Annotated in this window: 18 protein-coding genes; 13 read left to right on the forward strand and 5 right to left on the reverse strand. The window is 62.7% G+C overall.

Features of this window, described 5'->3' with window-relative positions; genetic code table 11:
- The first annotated feature begins 5 nt into the window (after positions 1 to 5).
- Positions 6 to 866, forward strand: a complete 861-nt coding sequence (locus AC0L25_RS22895) for an ABC transporter permease (protein ID WP_456008565.1) — start codon at positions 6 to 8, stop codon at positions 864 to 866.
- Entirely contained in the window at positions 866 to 1,495 is a 630-nt protein-coding gene (locus AC0L25_RS22900; protein WP_473597599.1) for a hypothetical protein, read from the forward strand. The genes AC0L25_RS22895 and AC0L25_RS22900 overlap by 1 nt, the downstream gene beginning before the upstream one ends.
- Before the next feature lie 26 nt (positions 1,496 to 1,521).
- Here the strand turns inward: AC0L25_RS22900 and AC0L25_RS22905 are convergent, their stop codons facing one another.
- The 3 genes from AC0L25_RS22905 to AC0L25_RS22915 form a co-directional block, all read right to left on the reverse strand.
- A complete protein-coding gene (locus AC0L25_RS22905) occupies positions 1,522 to 1,722 on the reverse strand; it encodes a hypothetical protein (RefSeq protein ID WP_095518885.1) in 201 nt (66 codons plus the stop codon).
- Positions 1,723 to 1,991: 269 nt separating this feature from the next.
- Positions 1,992 to 3,296 (reverse strand): beta-ketoacyl-ACP synthase II, encoded by a 1,305-nt coding sequence (gene fabF, locus AC0L25_RS22910; protein WP_473597600.1) that lies wholly within the window; start codon positions 3,294 to 3,296, stop codon positions 1,992 to 1,994.
- A gap of 47 nt (positions 3,297 to 3,343) precedes the next feature.
- Positions 3,344 to 3,922: a TetR/AcrR family transcriptional regulator gene (locus AC0L25_RS22915; protein ID WP_473597601.1), complete on the reverse strand. Its 579-nt coding sequence runs from the start codon at positions 3,920 to 3,922 to the stop codon at positions 3,344 to 3,346.
- 121 nt (positions 3,923 to 4,043) lie between these two features.
- Between AC0L25_RS22915 and AC0L25_RS22920 the strand changes: the two genes are divergently transcribed.
- On the forward strand, positions 4,044 to 4,502 hold the full coding sequence (locus AC0L25_RS22920) for a nuclear transport factor 2 family protein (RefSeq protein ID WP_473597602.1): 459 nt from the start codon (positions 4,044 to 4,046) through the stop codon (positions 4,500 to 4,502).
- 24 nt (positions 4,503 to 4,526) lie between these two features.
- Here AC0L25_RS22920 and AC0L25_RS22925 read toward each other — a convergent pair whose 3' ends face one another.
- Positions 4,527 to 5,486, reverse strand: coding sequence for a LysR family transcriptional regulator (locus AC0L25_RS22925; protein WP_473597603.1), 960 nt, complete (start codon positions 5,484 to 5,486; stop codon positions 4,527 to 4,529).
- 123 nt (positions 5,487 to 5,609) lie between these two features.
- On the opposite strand from AC0L25_RS22925, the gene AC0L25_RS22930 reads away from it, so the two are divergent.
- The 10 genes from AC0L25_RS22930 (at position 5,610) to gph (ending at position 15,604) form a co-directional block, all read left to right on the forward strand.
- Positions 5,610 to 6,656, forward strand: a complete 1,047-nt coding sequence (locus AC0L25_RS22930) for a class 1 fructose-bisphosphatase (protein WP_473597604.1) — start codon at positions 5,610 to 5,612, stop codon at positions 6,654 to 6,656.
- Between the two features lie 5 nt (positions 6,657 to 6,661).
- Positions 6,662 to 7,534 (forward strand): phosphoribulokinase, encoded by an 873-nt coding sequence (locus AC0L25_RS22935; RefSeq protein ID WP_352961916.1) that lies wholly within the window; start codon positions 6,662 to 6,664, stop codon positions 7,532 to 7,534.
- Positions 7,535 to 7,544: 10 nt separating this feature from the next.
- The gene (tkt, locus tag AC0L25_RS22940) at positions 7,545 to 9,551 is read left to right on the forward strand and encodes a transketolase (RefSeq protein WP_473597605.1); all 2,007 of its coding nucleotides are present in this window, start codon (positions 7,545 to 7,547) and stop codon (positions 9,549 to 9,551) included.
- 30 nt (positions 9,552 to 9,581) lie between these two features.
- Positions 9,582 to 10,661, forward strand: coding sequence for a class II fructose-bisphosphate aldolase (gene fba / locus AC0L25_RS22945; protein ID WP_473597606.1), 1,080 nt, complete (start codon positions 9,582 to 9,584; stop codon positions 10,659 to 10,661).
- A gap of 21 nt (positions 10,662 to 10,682) precedes the next feature.
- Positions 10,683 to 12,176, forward strand: coding sequence for a ribulose-bisphosphate carboxylase large subunit (locus AC0L25_RS22950; protein WP_473597607.1), 1,494 nt, complete (start codon positions 10,683 to 10,685; stop codon positions 12,174 to 12,176).
- 19 nt (positions 12,177 to 12,195) lie between these two features.
- Entirely contained in the window at positions 12,196 to 12,630 is a 435-nt protein-coding gene (locus AC0L25_RS22955; protein ID WP_065010919.1) for a ribulose bisphosphate carboxylase small subunit, read from the forward strand.
- 8 nt (positions 12,631 to 12,638) lie between these two features.
- Positions 12,639 to 13,577 (forward strand): CbbX protein, encoded by a 939-nt coding sequence (gene cbbX / locus AC0L25_RS22960; RefSeq protein ID WP_473597608.1) that lies wholly within the window; start codon positions 12,639 to 12,641, stop codon positions 13,575 to 13,577.
- 63 nt (positions 13,578 to 13,640) lie between these two features.
- Positions 13,641 to 14,327, forward strand: coding sequence for a ribulose-phosphate 3-epimerase (gene rpe, locus AC0L25_RS22965; RefSeq protein WP_473597609.1), 687 nt, complete (start codon positions 13,641 to 13,643; stop codon positions 14,325 to 14,327).
- Between the two features lie 21 nt (positions 14,328 to 14,348).
- The gene (locus AC0L25_RS22970) at positions 14,349 to 14,906 is read left to right on the forward strand and encodes a thioredoxin family protein (protein ID WP_473597610.1); all 558 of its coding nucleotides are present in this window, start codon (positions 14,349 to 14,351) and stop codon (positions 14,904 to 14,906) included.
- Entirely contained in the window at positions 14,903 to 15,604 is a 702-nt protein-coding gene (gph, locus tag AC0L25_RS22975; RefSeq protein WP_473597611.1) for a phosphoglycolate phosphatase, read from the forward strand. Before AC0L25_RS22970 ends, gph begins: the two co-directional genes overlap by 4 nt.
- 103 nt (positions 15,605 to 15,707) lie before the next feature.
- Here the strand turns inward: gph and AC0L25_RS22980 are convergent.
- A partial coding sequence (locus AC0L25_RS22980) for a c-type cytochrome (protein WP_473597613.1) occupies positions 15,708 to 15,845 on the reverse strand: 138 nt, incomplete at its 5' end.

Genomic DNA, 15,845 nt, shown 5'->3' on the forward strand with positions numbered 1-15,845 from the left:
CCGCAATGCCCGAGAAAGTCGCCGGCATCATCCCGGTGAAGTTCGAAAAATTCGGCCTGCGCCACTATCTCATCTGCCTCAAGGGCGTCGTCCTGCGGGAGTGCCTGCGCTTCCTGCACCAGCGCGAGCGCTTCATATCCTCGCTGGTTCGGCCGCTCATCTGGCTGTTCATTTTTGCCGCCGGATTCCGGCAGGTGCTCGGTGTATCGATCATCCCGCCCTACAAGACCTACGTGCTCTACGAGGTCTACATCACGCCGGGCTTGTGCGGCATGATCCTGCTGTTCTCGGGCATGCAGTCTTCGCTGTCGATGGTCTATGACCGCGAGATGGGCAACATGCGCACCCTGCTGGTCAGCCCCTTCCCGCGCTGGTTCCTGCTGGTGTCGAAGATGCTCGCCGGCGTCTCCGTATCGATCGCGCAGGTCTACGCGTTCCTGATCGTTGCCTGGTTCTGGGGCGTCAAGGCGCCGCCGATCGGCTATCTCATGGTGCTGCCGGCGCTGTTCCTGTCGGGCATGATGCTTTGCGCGCTCGGCATGCTTTTGTCGTCGATGATCAAGCAGCTCGAAAATTTCGCCGGCATCATGAACTTCGTCATCTTTCCCGGCTATTTCGCCTCTCCGGCGCTCTATCCGTTGTGGCGCATCCAGGAGGCGAGCCCGCTGCTTTACAAAATCTGCCTCGCCAATCCGTTCACCTATGCGGTCGAACTGATCCGCTTCGCCTTTTATGGCCAGATTAACTGGCTGTCGCTGGGCGTCGTCGCCGGTTGCACGCTGCTGTTCCTTGCCGCCGCAATCATCGCCTACGACCCTTCGCGCGGCCTGATGACCCGCAAACAGGACACAGGAGGAAATGCCTGATGGCACGAATGAGCCTTGGTCGCAGCCTGGCTATGGTTGCCATGCTCGCGCCGGGCGTGAACGCCATGGCGGCGAACACCGATCCGGACTGGCCTTGCATACAGCGCAAGGTGCCGCAACTCTCGCTCGGCCAGATCTGGAACGGGCCGGAGCTGCCGCCAGCGGCGAAGGATTTGTCGAAAGACCCCGGTATCTCCGCTCTGGTCGAGGAGGTGGCAGCCCGGCGAATACCGATTGCCGAAGCCCAAAAGAAGATCAAGGATTTCGCCGCCTCGCTGCCGGCCGAGCAGCTTGCGCCGAAGATGGCGATGCTGGTGCAAGGCATGTTCGATCACATGGACGCCGAGCGTTCGCACGTGATCTCAGGCATTTCCCGTTACGCCCACAAGCAGCTCGAAATGGCCGCCGCGTTGCGCAAGGAAGCGTCCGACGTCGATGCGTTGCGGGCAAAGGCGGATGCAGATCCCGACGAGATCGAACGGCGAACCGAACAGCTGAAATTCGCAACGCGAATTTTCAATGAACGCGTCCAATCACTGACTTACGTCTGTGAAGTGCCGACGATCATCGAGCAGCGGCTTTATCAATTGTCCAAGGCCGTTTCGGAAACGCTCGCCGCGAAGAAGTAGAACCTCATCGCTCTTCGCGGCGGATCTCACGATCCCCGGCCGGGCAGCACGCGCCAGCGCTGCACGAAATAACCGGGATGCGTCTCGATCCACTGGGCGACCAGCGGCTGCGCCTGCATGAAGGCGGTCCCGGGATTCATCGCCAGGCCGTCCACCATCTGTTCGCGTTGTTCACAGGTCTGCGGCACATCCGTCAGGCAGACCATCATAACGAGCGTGTAAAGCATTACCCCTTGTCCCCATCGAATCCCGAACCCCATGCCCGGGAGGTTTCAGTGATACCGACCAGTCTGCAGGGGTCGCACATACAGATCGCTTACGGGTGGAAAAAGACGCGGCCCCCGCTCTTTCGCACTGCAACATAACATGTCGCTTATCTAACGCCAACGACCGCCGGCCGTTTTCCAGGACAATCGCTTCAGGTTTGCACTGCGCCAATCCAAACCGGGGGGCCGCCCGCAAGCACCGGGCTGCCAGGCGGCCAGAGGCAGGGTTATTAATCGCCGGCCCATCTGGTGCTCGCACCGGCGAGCTCGTCCGTCCAGCGCCGGAATAGCGCGCTGGCATTCACTCCGCCAAAGCCGAAGCCATTGGAGATCACGTAGTCCATTCCCATCGGGCGGGCCTGGTTTGCGACGAAGTCGATGCCGTCGCCGGCTGGATCCGGCGCGCCCAGATTGAGAGTTGGCGGCGCCACCTGATCCCTGAGCGCCAGGATTGCGAAGATGGCTCCAAGCCCGCCGGCGGCTCCGAGCAGGTGTCCGGTCGCCGATTTCGTTGCGCTGACGGCGATGGCGGAATCTGCGCCGAAGAGTGTTTTGATCGCCGCGATTTCCCCGAGATCACCGATCGGCGTGGAGGTCGCGTGCGCATTGAGGTGGCGAACTTCACGCGGCGAAATGCCGGCTTGGGCAATCGCGATCGCCATGGCCCGGCGCGCCCCGTCGCCGTCCTCGGGACCGGAGGTGACGTGATGAGCATCCGCTGTCGTGCCGTAGCCGACGAGCTCGGCGAGCGGTTTCGCACCGCGCGCAAGCGCGTGGCTCAATTCCTCGATGACCAGGATGCCGGCCCCTTCGCCCATGACGAAGCCGTCACGCGAGATGTCGAAGGGGCGCGAGGCTTGAGCCGGCGTTTCATTGAAGCCGGTGGAAAGAGAGCGAGCCGCGGCAAACCCACCGAGACTGACGATATTCATGCAGGCTTCGGTTCCACCGCACACGGCGATATCGGCTTCATTGGCGCGGATAAGGCGAGCCGCATCGCCGATCGCCTGGATGCCGGCCGCGCACGCCGTCACCGGTGCGCCGAGTGGGCCCTTGAAGCCATGGCGGATCGAGATGTGGCCTGCTGCGAGGTTCACCAGGAAGGACGGCACCGTAAACGGCGATAGGCGGCGGACGCCGCGCCGGTCGACTGTGCGCACCGCCTCGGTTATGGCGGGGAAGCCGCCGATGCCCGAAGCGATGATCGTGGCCGTGCGCAAGCGATCCGCTTCCGAGACGGGCGCCCATCCTGCTTGCGCGAGGGCCTCTTGTGCAGCGGCGAGCCCGAAGATGATGAACCGGTCTACCTTGCGCTGGTCCTTCGCAGCCAGCACTGCATCCGGATCGAAGCCAGCGTCCGGATCTTCTGCCAGCGAGGGAACCACGCCGCCAACCTTCGCCGGCAGCTCTCCCACCACGTCGTCCGGAAGCCTGCGGATGCCTGAGCGACCGGCCAGGAGCCGCGACCAGGACGCTTCGACATCGGCAGCAAGCGGCGTGATCGCTCCCATGCCTGTAACGACAATCCGTCGCATCTATTCTCCTATCAATTTGGGTGCGCTGCCAGCGTTGCACACGCCGTCTAGGCGGCGGCTGCTTCGCGAACCTGTTCGGTCGCCGCGTCCAGAAAGGCCTGGGCGAGGTCCGGGTCGTTGACGACGCGCGATAGGGTCAGCGCACCGACCATCGTCGAGAGAATGGCCATAGCCTTTCCATCGGACTCCTCACCATTGGCCTCGGCAATGAAACGGCCGAGGATTTCGAGATGCTCCTTGATCCCGGCTTCGAACGACGCTTTCACGTCGCTGCCCTGTCTGGCGGCATCCGAACCGAGCGCCACGATCGGGCAGCCGTCCATCTTTTCTCCGCGATGGTCCATACTTAGGTAGAACGCGATCACCGCGCCAAGCGGATCCTCGGATTTTGCCGCAGTCGCGGCCGACCACCGCAGCGTGGCGCTCTCCATCGCCCGCCTGGACGCCTGCGCCGCCAGATCGTCCTTGGATGCGAACTGCTTGTAAAACGCGCCCTGGGTCAGCCCGGCAGCCTCCATCAGGTCCTTGAGGCCGATGCCATCAAAGCCGCGCTCCCGAAAAAGCCGGCTTGCCACATTGATCACGGTTTCGCGGTTTTCCGCGGCCTGAACGCGACTCACACGCATCGTCATCTCCTAAATTAGCTTGCGTTCGACATCTATAAAAGATATAGAGTGCGAACGCAATCCAATTTGGCTGCGCACGGGTGCCAACGACACGCCATCGAAAATTTGGAGGAGAGGTCAAATGCTATACAGTTATTTTGTCGAGAAATCGATCCGGGAGAGCTTCGACCACGTCAACAAACATCGCTGGGATGAGGCGGTGAAAGCACTTGTGCCGCATGTCCATCACCGCGTTTCCGGTACTCATGCGCTTGGTGGCGAGCGCCACGACAAGCAAGCCGTGCGCCGCTGGTTTGAGCGCCTCGGCCGCGTCCTGCCCAATCTCCATCTTACGGTCAACCACGTCTGGGTGAAGGGCTGGCCGTGGCATACCACCGTCTTTGCCCAGTGGGACGGCACCGCGACGCTGCTCAACGGCGACGCGTCCTACGTCAACAGCGGTCTTCACGTGTTCACCCTGCGATGGGGCAAGGTCTATGCCCTTGAGGAATTCTACGATTCACAAGCAGCAGCCCGCGGTCTTGCCGCCCAAGCGGCAACTGGCCTCGAAGAAGCTGCCGCCGAACCAATTGTAGTCTAGCAGAAGCGCAGTCGGCGGCCCGCCCTAACTCGCGCGACCTCCAGTGTTCGGTTCTTCGTGCGGATAGAGCTTGCCGAACAGCGGCAGGTACATCGCGCCTTTGCGCATCAGGAAATCGTGGAAGGTCGCCATCGCCGGCGAGATCGCGTGATCGTTGCGCATTACCGAAAACCATTGCCGACGGATCGGCATTCCGACAACATCGAGGATGACCAGCCGGCCGGCTTCGGTTTCGGCGGCGATGGTGTGGGCAGAGATGAAGGCGATGCCGAGCCCGGCCATCACTGCCTGCTTGATCGTCTCGTTCGAGCCCATCTCGACACCGAGGTCGTCGATGCGGCCGGGCACGTCGCTCAGGAATATCTCCAGCGAGATGCGCGTGCCGGAGCCGGGCTCGCGGATGAGGAAATGCTCTTCGGCGATCCGCTCCTTGGATATCTCGCGTGCCGACGCCAGCGGATGGTCGGGCGGCGCGATGATGACCAGAGGGTGATCGCCGAAGACCGAGGCACGCACCGGGACTTCCTTGGCCGGGCGCCCCATCAGCGCGATGTCGATGTCGTGGTTCTTCAGACTGTCGATCGTTTCGGCCCGGTTGCCGATGGCAAGCCGCATGTCGATGTCGGGGTGTTCCTTCATGAAGCCGGCCATGAGCCGCGGCGCGAAATATTTGGCGGTGGAAACGACGCCGAGCCGCAAGCTGCCGATGCGCACGCCCTTGATCGCGTCCATCTTGTCTTCGAGCAGACGAAGCCGCTCCTCGATGGCTTGCGCCGTCTCGACGAAGGCCAGACCTGCGGCAGTCGGACGCATGCCGTCCGACGTCCGGTCGAACAAGGCCAGCTGGAACTCCTCCTCGACTTGCCGCAACTGGATCGTCACCGCTGGAGGAGACAGGCCTAATACTTTGGCAGCGCTGACGATTTTTCCGTGGCTGATGATTGCCTGAACGGTCTTGAATTGCTTGAGCGTGAGGTTTCTCATGTGTCATACTAAAATTTTTTTAGTGCGAAAGTAAAGTTATTGAATTTTACTTATCTCGTTCCGTTTGTTCTCATTCCCCTATCCGGCCGATCCGAGGAGAGGCGGCTGGATCGGGAGGTTACGATGCCAGCGGCAACGCTCGACGCTTTTCTGAATTCCTATCTCGGCCAGCCGGACGAACTGCGCTCCGCGGTCGTCGCGACCGTCCGCCAGCTGACGCAGGCCGCCACCAAGATCCGCAACACCATCAATCAAGGGGTGCTCGGCACCGCCTTTGCCGGGTCCCGCGGCGCCAATGCCGACGGCGACATCCAGAAGGATCTCGACATCTTCGCCGACGACATCTTCCTCGACGCCATGCGCCACGCTCCGGTCGCGCTCTACGCCTCCGAGGAACTGGAGCAGCCGGTCCTGCTCGACAGGCAGGCGCCTCTCGCCATCGCCATCGATCCGCTCGACGGCTCTTCCAACATCGACACCAACGTGTCGATTGGAACGATTTTCTCGCTCCTCCCTGCAACTGGCGCGCCGGACGAAAATCCGGCCGCCTCTTTTTTGCAGGCAGGCGTGAACCAGCTGGGTGCCGGTTTCTTCATCTACGGGCCGCAGCTGGCGCTGGTTCTGTCGCTCGGCAGCGGCACGCATGTCTTCGTTCTCTCGACCAGGCTCGGCACCTTCGTCCAGGCCTATGAGAGCCGGATCATCCCGCAGCGCACCCAGGAATTCGCCATCAACGCCGCCAACTACCGGCATTGGGACGAGGCGGTGCGGCTCTACATCGACGACTGCCTCGAAGGTACCGAAGGCCCACGCGGAAAGGACTTCAACATGCGCTGGATCGCTTCCCTGGTCGCCGACTGCTATCGCATACTGATGCGCGGCGGCGTATTCCTGTATCCAGGCGACAAGCGCAAGGGTTACCGCCAAGGGCGACTGCGCCTCGTCTACGAGGCAAACCCGATCGCCTATCTCATCGAACAGGCCGCCGGCGCCGCTACCGATACGATCACCCGCATCCTCGAAATCGAACCCGAGAGCCTGCACCAGCGCGTGCCCGTGGTGTTCGGATCGGCGCGGGAAGTCGCCCGCATCACCCGCTACCACACCGAGCCCAGCGCGATCGGCGAGCGTGCGCCGCTGTTCAGCCGCCGCGGCCTGTTCAGGGCCTGAGCACCATGTCGGCAAAGCACCCCATCATCACCATCACCGGGTCGTCGGGCGCAGGCACCACCTCGGTCAAGCGCATCTTCGATCTGATCTTCCGGCGCGAGAATATCGAGGCCGCCTTCATCGAAGGAGATGCCTTTCACCGCTACGACCGCGCCACGATGAAGGTGAAGGTGGCCGAGCAGGAGAAGGCCGGCAATCCGAACTTCACCCACTTCAATGCCGAAGCCAACGAACTCGCAATCCTCGAAGAGGTGTTTGAGGAATATGGCCGCCGCGGAACCGGAAAGACCCGCACCTACATCCATGACGAGGACGAGGAGAAGCAGTACGGCACGCCGCCGGGACAATTTACCGAATGGCGCGAATTCCCGCCGAGCGACCTGCTCTTCTACGAGGGCCTGCATGGCTGCGTCGTCACCGACAAGATCAACCTGGCCAGGCACGCTGACCTCAAGATCGGCGTGGTGCCGGTCATCAATCTCGAATGGATCCAGAAGATCCATCGCGACCGCGCAACGCGCGGCTATTCCACCGAGGCGGTGATGGACGTGATCCTGCGCCGCATGCCGGACTATGTCCGCTACATCGTCCCGCAGTTCTCGCAGACCGCGATCAACTTCCAGCGCGTGCCGATCGTCGACACGTCCAACCCGTTCATCGCACGCTGGATTCCGACGCCCGACGAATCGATGCTGGTCATCCGCTTCGCCAATCCCCGCGGCATCGATTTCCCCTACCTGCTTTCGATGATCCACGACTCGTTCATGTCGCGGCCGAATTCCATAGTGGTGCCAGGCAACAAGCTCGATCTTGCCATGCAGCTGATCCTGACGCCGCTCATCCTGCAATTGATCGAACGCAAGAACCGTGTGTCGTGAGGAGGACGCCATGAACAGCCAAGCAGCAGCCCTGAAGCCCGTCGCCGCCGTCTCGGAACGCGACATGGCGAACGCCATTCGTGCACTGGCGATGGACAGCGTCCAAAAGGCCAATTCCGGTCATCCCGGCATGCCGATGGGCATGGCCGATGTCGCGACGGTGCTGTTCAGCCGCTTCATCAATATCGATCCGTCGGCGCCCAACTGGCCCGATCGCGACCGCTTCGTACTTTCGGCCGGGCACGGCTCGATGCTGCAATATGCGCTGCATTACCTGCTCGGCTTTGAAGACATGCCGATCGAGGAATTGCAGCGGTTTCGCCAACTGGGCAGCCGTACCGCCGGACATCCGGAATATGGCCATGCGCTTGGCATCGAGACGACCACCGGTCCGCTTGGGCAAGGCATCTCGACCGCCGTCGGCATGGCGCTGGCCGAGCGCATGCTTGCTGCCCGCCACGGCGCCGATCTCGTCGACCATTTCACCTACGTGATCGCCGGCGACGGCTGCCTGCAGGAAGGCATCAGCCATGAGGCGATCGACCTTGCCGGTCACCTGAAGCTCTCCCGGCTGATCGTGTTCTGGGACGATAATGCGATCTCGATCGACGGACCGACGTCGCTGTCGACATCGATGGACCAGGCGGCCCGGTTCAAGGCCGCTGGATGGCAAGTCCAATCGGTGGACGGCCACGATATGGAAGCTGTCGCAACGGCAATCGAAGCAGCGCAGCAGTCGGACCGACCGTCTCTGATCGCCTGCCGCACGGTGATCGGCAAGGGCGCACCCAATCTGGGCGGTTCGGAAAAGACGCATGGCGCGCCGCTGGGCGATGCGGAGATCGCCGCGACGCGCGAAAACATCGGCTGGGCCCACGCGCCGTTCGAGGTGCCGGACGACATCCTTTTCGCCTGGCGCGAAATCGCCGGCCGCGGGCAAGCGGCACGGCGCACCTGGGAGCAGCGGCTTGCCGCCTCGCCGCGGCGCCAGGCTTTCGAGAGCGCGGTCGCCGGCAACCTGCCCGACGCGGTCTTCGAAGCGCTCGACGCTTTCGGCAAGGAGCATGTCGAGAAGGCAACCAAGGTTGCAACGCGAAAAGCCTCCGAAATGGCGCTCGGCGCAATCAACGCCGCAACCGAGCTGACCGTCGGCGGCTCCGCCGATCTGACGCACTCGAACCTGACGATCACCAAGGGCATGGACCGCATAGCGCCTGATGACTATGCCGGCCGTTACATCCACTACGGCATCCGCGAGCACGGCATGGCCGCGGCCATGAACGGCATAGCGCTGCATGGCGGCTTCGTGCCTTATGGCGGCACGTTCCTGTGCTTTGCCGACTATGCGCGCGGCGCGATGCGGCTCTCGGCGCTCATGGGCCAGCGTGTCATCTATGTGATGACGCATGATTCCATCGGTCTCGGCGAGGATGGCCCGACCCACCAGCCGGTCGAGCACCTGGCGATGCTGCGGGCCACGCCGAACCTCAACGTCTTCCGCCCGGCGGACATCATCGAAACGGCGGAGTGCTGGGAACTGGCGCTGAAGAGCGAGAACCGGCCGAGCGTGCTTGTGCTCTCGCGCCAGAACCTGCCGATGCTGCGCCACGCACATAGCGACGAGAACCGGTCGAGCCAGGGTGCCTACGTCCTGCGCGAGCCCGCCGAGCACCGCGCCGTTACGCTGATCGCCACCGGCTCGGAAGTCGAGATTGCCGTTGCCGCCGCCGAACGGCTGGAGACCGAACATGGCATCGCCGCCGCGGTCGTCTCGATGCCGTGCTGGGAGCTTTTCGAGGAACAGGATGCGGACTACCGTAAGGCGGTCCTCGGCTCGGCGCCGCGCATTGCCATCGAAGCCGCGGCGCGGCTCGGCTGGGATCGCTGGATCGGCGACACCGGCGCTTTCGTCGGCATGACCGGTTTCGGCGCCAGCGCCCCTGCCCCGGATCTGTACCGGCATTTCGACATCACGCCTGAAGCCGTCGCCGCAGCGGCGCTGAAGCTCATCATCTAGCCCAACTTCCGCAGCTAAGAGGACCCGACAATGGCCCGCATCACCCTTCGCCAGCTTCTCGACCATGCCGCCGAGCACGGCTACGGCGTTCCGGCATTCAACATCAACAACATGGAACAGGGCCTCGCCATCATGGAGGCCGCCAGGGCCTGCGACGCGCCGGTCATCATCCAGGCCTCGCGCGGCGCCCGCTCCTATGCCAACGACATCATGCTGGCCAAGATGATGGAGGCGTTGACCGAAATGCATCCGGCCATTCCGCTCTGCATCCATCAGGATCACGGCAACAACGAAGCCACCTGCCTTTCGGCGATCCGCCATGGCTTCACCTCGGTGATGATGGACGGCTCATTGATGGCGGACGCCAAGACGCCGGCGAGCTACGATTACAACGTCGCCATCACCGAACGTGTCGCACGCATGGCGCATTGGGTCGGCGCTTCCGTCGAAGGCGAGCTCGGCGTGCTCGGCTCGCTGGAAACCGGCCAGGGCGAGGCCGAGGACGGCCACGGCGCCGAAGGCGCGCTTTCCCACGATCAGCTTTTGACTGACCCCGACCAGGCGGTCGACTTCGTCACCGCGACGCAGGTCGACGCGCTGGCGATCGCCTGCGGCACCTCGCACGGCGCCTATAAATTCAGCCGTAAGCCCGACGGCGGTATACTGGCCATGCAGGTGATCGAGGCGATCCACGAAAAGCTGCCCAACACGCATCTGGTCATGCATGGCTCGTCCTCGGTGCCGCAGGAACTGCAGGACATCATCAACAAATATGGCGGCGAGATGCCCCAGACTTTTGGCGTCCCGGTCGAGGAGATCGAGCGCGGCATTCGCTACGGCGTGCGCAAGGTCAACATCGACACCGATTGCCGCATGGCCATGGCCGGGCAGTTCCGCCGCGTCGCGACGGAAGACCCGCGCGAATTCGATCCGCGCAAATTCCTGAAACCCGCCATGGACGCCTTGCGCGATCTTTGCCGCGATCGCTTCGAACGCTTCGGCACCGCGGGGAACGCCTCGAAGATCAGGGTTATCGCCATGGAGGAGATGGCGAAACGTTACGCCGCGGGAAAGCTCGACCCGCAAATCGCAACCGCGAAAGCCGCCTGAGCGGCAAACAGGAGACCTGTCATGAACAAGATCGACATGCCGTCAGCAGGCACCCTCAAGGAAGGCAAGGAACGCTACAAGTCGGGCGTCATACCCTACAAGAAGATGGGTTACTGGGAGCCGGACTACCGGCCCAAGGAAACCGACCTGATCGCCATGTTTCGGATCACGCCGCAGCCCGGCGTCGACCACGAGGAGGCGGCCGCCGCCATCGCCGGTGAATCCTCTACCGCGACATGGACCGTGGTGTGGACCGACAGGCTGACCGCCTGCGAGCTCTACCGCGCCAAGGCGTTCAGATCCGAGCCGGTGCCGAACACAGGTCCCGGCACCAAGACCGAGCAACAGTACTTCGCCTACATCGCCTACGACCTCGACCTGTTCGAGCCGGGCTCAATCGCCAACCTGACTGCATCGATCATCGGCAACGTGTTCGGCTTCAAGGCAGTCAAGGCCTTGCGGCTCGAGGACATGCGCATTCCGGTGGCTTACCTCAAAACCTTCCAGGGCCCGGCGACCGGCATCGTGGTGGAACGCGAGCGGCTCGACAAGTTCGGCCGGCCGCTGCTCGGCGCGACGACGAAGCCGAAGCTTGGCCTGTCAGGACGCAACTACGGCCGCGTCGTCTATGAGGCGCTGAAGGGTGGCCTCGACTTCGTCAAGGACGACGAGAATATCAATTCGCAGCCCTTCATGCACTGGCGCGACCGTTTCCTCTACTGCATGGAGGCTGTGAACAAGGCGTCGGCCGCCACCGGCGAAGTCAAGGGCCATTATCTCAACGTCACCGCCGGCACGATGGAGGAGATGTACGAGCGCGCCGAATTCGCAAAACAGCTTGGCTCCTGCATCGTCATGATCGACCTCGTCATTGGCTACACGGCGATCCAGTCGATGGCCAAATGGGCACGCCGCAACGACATGATCCTGCACCTGCACCGCGCCGGCAACTCGACCTATTCGCGCCAGAAGAACCACGGCATGAATTTTCGCGTCATCTGCAAATGGATGCGGATGGCCGGCGTCGATCACATCCATGCCGGCACCGTTGTCGGCAAGCTGGAAGGCGACCCGCTGATGATCAAGGGCTTTTATGACACGCTGCGCGAGGAGCGCACGCCGCAGAACCTCGAAACCGGGCTGTTCTTCGATCAGGAGTGGGCCTCGCTCAACAAGGTGATGCCCGTTGCCTCGGGCGGCATCCATGCCGGCCAGATGCACCAGCTGATCCATTATCTCGGCGAGGACGTTATCCTGCAGTTCGGCGGCGGCACGATCGGCCATCCGGACGGCATCCAGGCCGGTGCGACGGCCAATCGCGTCGCGTTGGAAGCGATGATCCTCGCCCGCAACGAGGGCCGCGACTATCTGCGCGAAGGGACCAAAATCCTCGAACAGGCGGCCAGATGGTGCACGCCGCTAAAGGCGGCCCTCGAGACCTGGAAGGACGTCACCTTCAACTACGAATCGACCGACACCGCCGACTTCGTGCCAACCGCAACGCCCAGCTTCTAGACGAAAGGAAACCGTCGCCATGATGACCAATCCGGGAAACAAGGTCACGCAGGGACAGTTCTCGTTCCTGCCCGATCTAACCGATGAGCAGATTTCGGCGCAGATCAAATACGCGCTGAAAAACCACTGGGCGGTCAGCGTCGAGTACACGGACGATCCGCATCCGCGAAACACCTATTGGGAAATGTACGGCAACCCTATGTTCGACCTGAAGGACCCGGCGGGCATCCTGCTTGAAGTCAACAGCTGCCGGAAAGCCATGCCCAACATGTATGTCCGGGTCACCGCCTTCGATTCGACCAAGGGCTGGGAAGCGCCGCGCATGTCGTTCATCGTCAACCGGCCGCCCAACGAACCCGGGTTCCGGCTGCTGCGCCAGGAGCGCGACGGCCGCAGCCAGGGCTATTCGATCGTGCCTTATGCGACCGACAGGCCCGAAGGCGAGCGGAGCTAGCCGAAACCATGCTGGACGCGATAGCAAAGGGCACTGCCGCGCAGGACGAATCGGTTGATCTGCAGGCCGAGTTCGAGGCGTCTAACATCGACGAGGTGATGGACAAGCTCGACCGCGAACTCGTTGGCCTGAAGCCGGTCAAGACCCGCATCCGCGAAATCGCGGCGCTGCTCCTGGTCGACCGGCTTCGCCGCAAGTTCGGACTGACCTCGGGCGCGCCGACGCTGCACATGAACTTTACGGGAAATCCCGGCACCGGAAAGACCACCGTGGCGCTGAGGATGGCCGAAATCCTGCATCGTCTCGGCTATGTCCGCGAAGGGCACATGGTCGCGGTGACGCGAGACGATCTCGTCGGCCAGTATGTCGGCCACACCGCGCCCAAGACCCGCGAAGTGATCAAGCGCGCCATGGGCGGGGTGCTTTTCATCGACGAGGCCTACTATCTCTACAAGCCCGAGAACGAACGCGACTACGGCCAGGAATCGATCGAAATCCTGCTGCAATGCATGGAAAACAACCGTGACGATCTGGTTGTGATTCTTGCCGGCTACAAGAACAAGATGGACCGCTTCTTCGACAGCAATCCCGGCATGCGCTCGCGCATCGCCCACCACCTCGATTTTCCCGACTACGGCGTCAGCGAACTCAAATCGATCGCCGAGCTCATGCTGGCGGAACAGAATTACCGTCTCAGCGAGGCGGCGGCCAAGGCGCTCGAAGAATATCTCCCGATCCGCATGCGGCTGCCGCATTTCTCCAACGCCCGCTCGGTCCGCAATGGGCTCGACCGGGCACGGCTTCGCCAGGCCAACCGGCTTTTCGCGTCGCGCGACCGGGCGTTGACGAAAACCGACCTTATCACCATTGAAGAGTCCGATATTCGCGGCAGCCGCGTGTTCGCGGAAGGTAAGCTCGAAGGCGAACCGGAGACGAAGGCGCGCTGACAAGATCACGCCGGTTGGTGTGCAACGACCGGAAAACGGAAGACAGAATGGGAGCCGACGACCATGGGTACCAAGACAATCATCGCGCCCTCGGTGCTTTCTGCGGACTTCTCGCGGCTCGGCGATGAGGTCGAAGCAGTCGTCCGGGCGGGTGCCGACTGGATCCATCTCGACGTGATGGACGGCCATTTCGTGCCCAACATCACCTTCGGTCCGCCGGTGATCAAGGCAATCCGTGACCGAACGGACAAGATCTTCGATTGCCACCTGATGATCGCACCGGCCGACGCCTATCTCGCCGCCTTCGCCGATGCCGGCTGCGACATCATCACCGTGCATGCCGAGGCCGGGCCGCATCTCGACCGCTCGCTGCAGGCGATCAGGAACCTCGGCAAGAAGGCCGGCGTGTCGCTGAACCCGTCGACGCCGGAAAGCGTCATCGAATATGTGCTCGACCGGCTCGATCTGGTGCTTCTGATGACAGTCAATCCGGGTTTCGGTGGCCAGGCGTTCATTCCGGCGGTCGTCGACAAGGTCAGGCGGGTCAAGGCATTGATCGGCAACCGCCCGATCGACATCGAGATCGACGGCGGCGTCACCCCCGAGACCGCTCTGCTGGTCACCGCGGCTGGCGCCAATGTGCTGGTCGCCGGCTCGGCCATCTTCAAGGGCGGCACCGAGGCTGCCTATCGCACCAATATCGACGCCATCAGACAGGCGGCCGACGGGGCGATCCGGAAAGCCGCGTAAACCATTTCATCGGAGGAAATCTTGGCGGCAATCCCACCGGTCTGCGATTTCGGCTGGCAAGCCATCGATGCCGTTTTGCCCGGCGTCGACGGCAAATCGCATTCGATCTTCAGCCACGCCGGCCCAAACGGGCTGGTGGTGGCCTTCATCTGCAACCACTGCCCGTATGTGAAGGCGGTGATTTCACGCATCGTCCGCGATGCCAACGACCTCAAGCCCGAAGGCATCGGCTTTGTCGCGATCAATTCCAACGATGCCGACGCCTATCCGGATGATTCCTTCGACAACATGAAGCTCTTCGCCAGGACGAACGGCTTCACTTTTCCCTACCTCCACGACGAGCGCCAGACAGTGGCGCGTGCCTATGGAGCCGTTTGCACTCCGGATTTCTTCGGGCTCAACAGCGAGCTGACGCTGCAATATCGCGGCCGGCTGGACGCGGCGCGACGGGACGCCGGACCGGCCGGGCTGAGGCGCGACCTGTTCAAGGCGATGAAGCAAATTGCCCGAACCGGCGACGGGCCGCTCGACCAGATCGCTTCGATCGGCTGCTCGATCAAGTGGAAGGATGCCGCATGAACGTGGGCATGGGTAGGCCGTTTCGATCGTCGAAGGCGATCCTGTTCGACCTCGACGGCACGCTGGTCGATTCGGCGCCTGATATAACGGCCGCAGTCAACGAATTGCTGGCCGGCCGCGATCTGCCGCCACTGCGCCTGGAGCAGGTCAAGGCCATGATCGGCGGCGGCGTCAGGAAACTGATCGAGCGAGCCTTCGCGGCTTCCGGTACGCCGCTCCTCGGCAGCGCGCTTGACGAGGCCAACCGCGCCATGGCGCCGATCTACCGCAGGCATCTGACCGGCCTAACGACGCTGATGCCTGGCGTCAGGGAGGTTCTCACCCACTTCCATTTGAGCGGAATAGCCATGGGCGTGGTGACCAACAAACCGCAGTTGGCGGCTCGCGAGATCCTGCTGCATTTCGGGCTGACGGATTATCTCGGTGCGATCGTCGGCGGAGACGCGGTGACATCCTTGAAACCGGCGCCCGACGCTCTGCTGCTGGGGCTCGACCAGCTTCAGGTCGAGCCTCGTGACACGCTGATGGTCGGAGACAGCAGCGCCGATGTGGCCGCCGCGCGCGCCGCCGGCATACCGGTCATTCTGCTGCGTGGCGGCTACACCCAAATTGCCGTTGAAGAGCTTGGCGCCGACCTCGTTTGCGACAGCCTGTTCGACCTGCCCTCCGCGATGCGGAGACTGCAAGACGCCGCTTGACCGACGCCAACCACCAGGGCGGGCGCCGGCCGAACGCGATTTCGAACGGCCGCGAAGTCGCGTTTTGCGGAAGAACCGGGTTATTTCCTGCGGAAAAACCGGGTTATTTGGAGAATTGCTTCAGATAGGCGATGACGTTGGCAAGATCCTCGTCCTTCTTGAGACCGGGAAACGCCATCTTCGTACCCTTGATCATGGCCTTCGGGTCGCGAAGATAGGCCGTCAGCGTGGCTTCGTCCCA

This window comes from Mesorhizobium sp. WSM4813, from assembly GCF_055811555.1.

Excerpts from the sequence above, each read along its gene's own strand:
- AC0L25_RS22930 (WP_473597604.1), top strand. The coding sequence starts at position 5,610 with ATGCCAGCGGCAACGCTCGACGCTTTTCTGAATTCCTATCTCGGCCAG.
- fba (WP_473597606.1), top strand. The coding sequence starts at position 9,582 with ATGGCCCGCATCACCCTTCGCCAGCTTCTCGACCATGCCGCCGAGCAC.
- AC0L25_RS22935 (WP_352961916.1), top strand. The coding sequence starts at position 6,662 with ATGTCGGCAAAGCACCCCATCATCACCATCACCGGGTCGTCGGGCGCA.
- tkt (WP_473597605.1), top strand. The coding sequence starts at position 7,545 with ATGAACAGCCAAGCAGCAGCCCTGAAGCCCGTCGCCGCCGTCTCGGAA.
- AC0L25_RS22915 (WP_473597601.1), bottom strand. The coding sequence starts at position 3,922 with ATGCGTGTGAGTCGCGTTCAGGCCGCGGAAAACCGCGAAACCGTGATC.
- AC0L25_RS22925 (WP_473597603.1), bottom strand. The coding sequence starts at position 5,486 with ATGAGAAACCTCACGCTCAAGCAATTCAAGACCGTTCAGGCAATCATC.
- AC0L25_RS22905 (WP_095518885.1), bottom strand. The coding sequence starts at position 1,722 with ATGCTTTACACGCTCGTTATGATGGTCTGCCTGACGGATGTGCCGCAG.
- fabF (WP_473597600.1), bottom strand. The coding sequence starts at position 3,296 with ATGCGACGGATTGTCGTTACAGGCATGGGAGCGATCACGCCGCTTGCT.
- gph (WP_473597611.1), top strand. The coding sequence starts at position 14,903 with ATGAACGTGGGCATGGGTAGGCCGTTTCGATCGTCGAAGGCGATCCTG.
- AC0L25_RS22920 (WP_473597602.1), top strand. The coding sequence starts at position 4,044 with ATGCTATACAGTTATTTTGTCGAGAAATCGATCCGGGAGAGCTTCGAC.
- AC0L25_RS22955 (WP_065010919.1), top strand. The coding sequence starts at position 12,196 with ATGATGACCAATCCGGGAAACAAGGTCACGCAGGGACAGTTCTCGTTC.
- AC0L25_RS22950 (WP_473597607.1), top strand. The coding sequence starts at position 10,683 with ATGAACAAGATCGACATGCCGTCAGCAGGCACCCTCAAGGAAGGCAAG.
- rpe (WP_473597609.1), top strand. The coding sequence starts at position 13,641 with ATGGGTACCAAGACAATCATCGCGCCCTCGGTGCTTTCTGCGGACTTC.
- AC0L25_RS22895 (WP_456008565.1), top strand. The coding sequence starts at position 6 with ATGCCCGAGAAAGTCGCCGGCATCATCCCGGTGAAGTTCGAAAAATTC.
- cbbX (WP_473597608.1), top strand. The coding sequence starts at position 12,639 with ATGCTGGACGCGATAGCAAAGGGCACTGCCGCGCAGGACGAATCGGTT.
- AC0L25_RS22900 (WP_473597599.1), top strand. The coding sequence starts at position 866 with ATGGCACGAATGAGCCTTGGTCGCAGCCTGGCTATGGTTGCCATGCTC.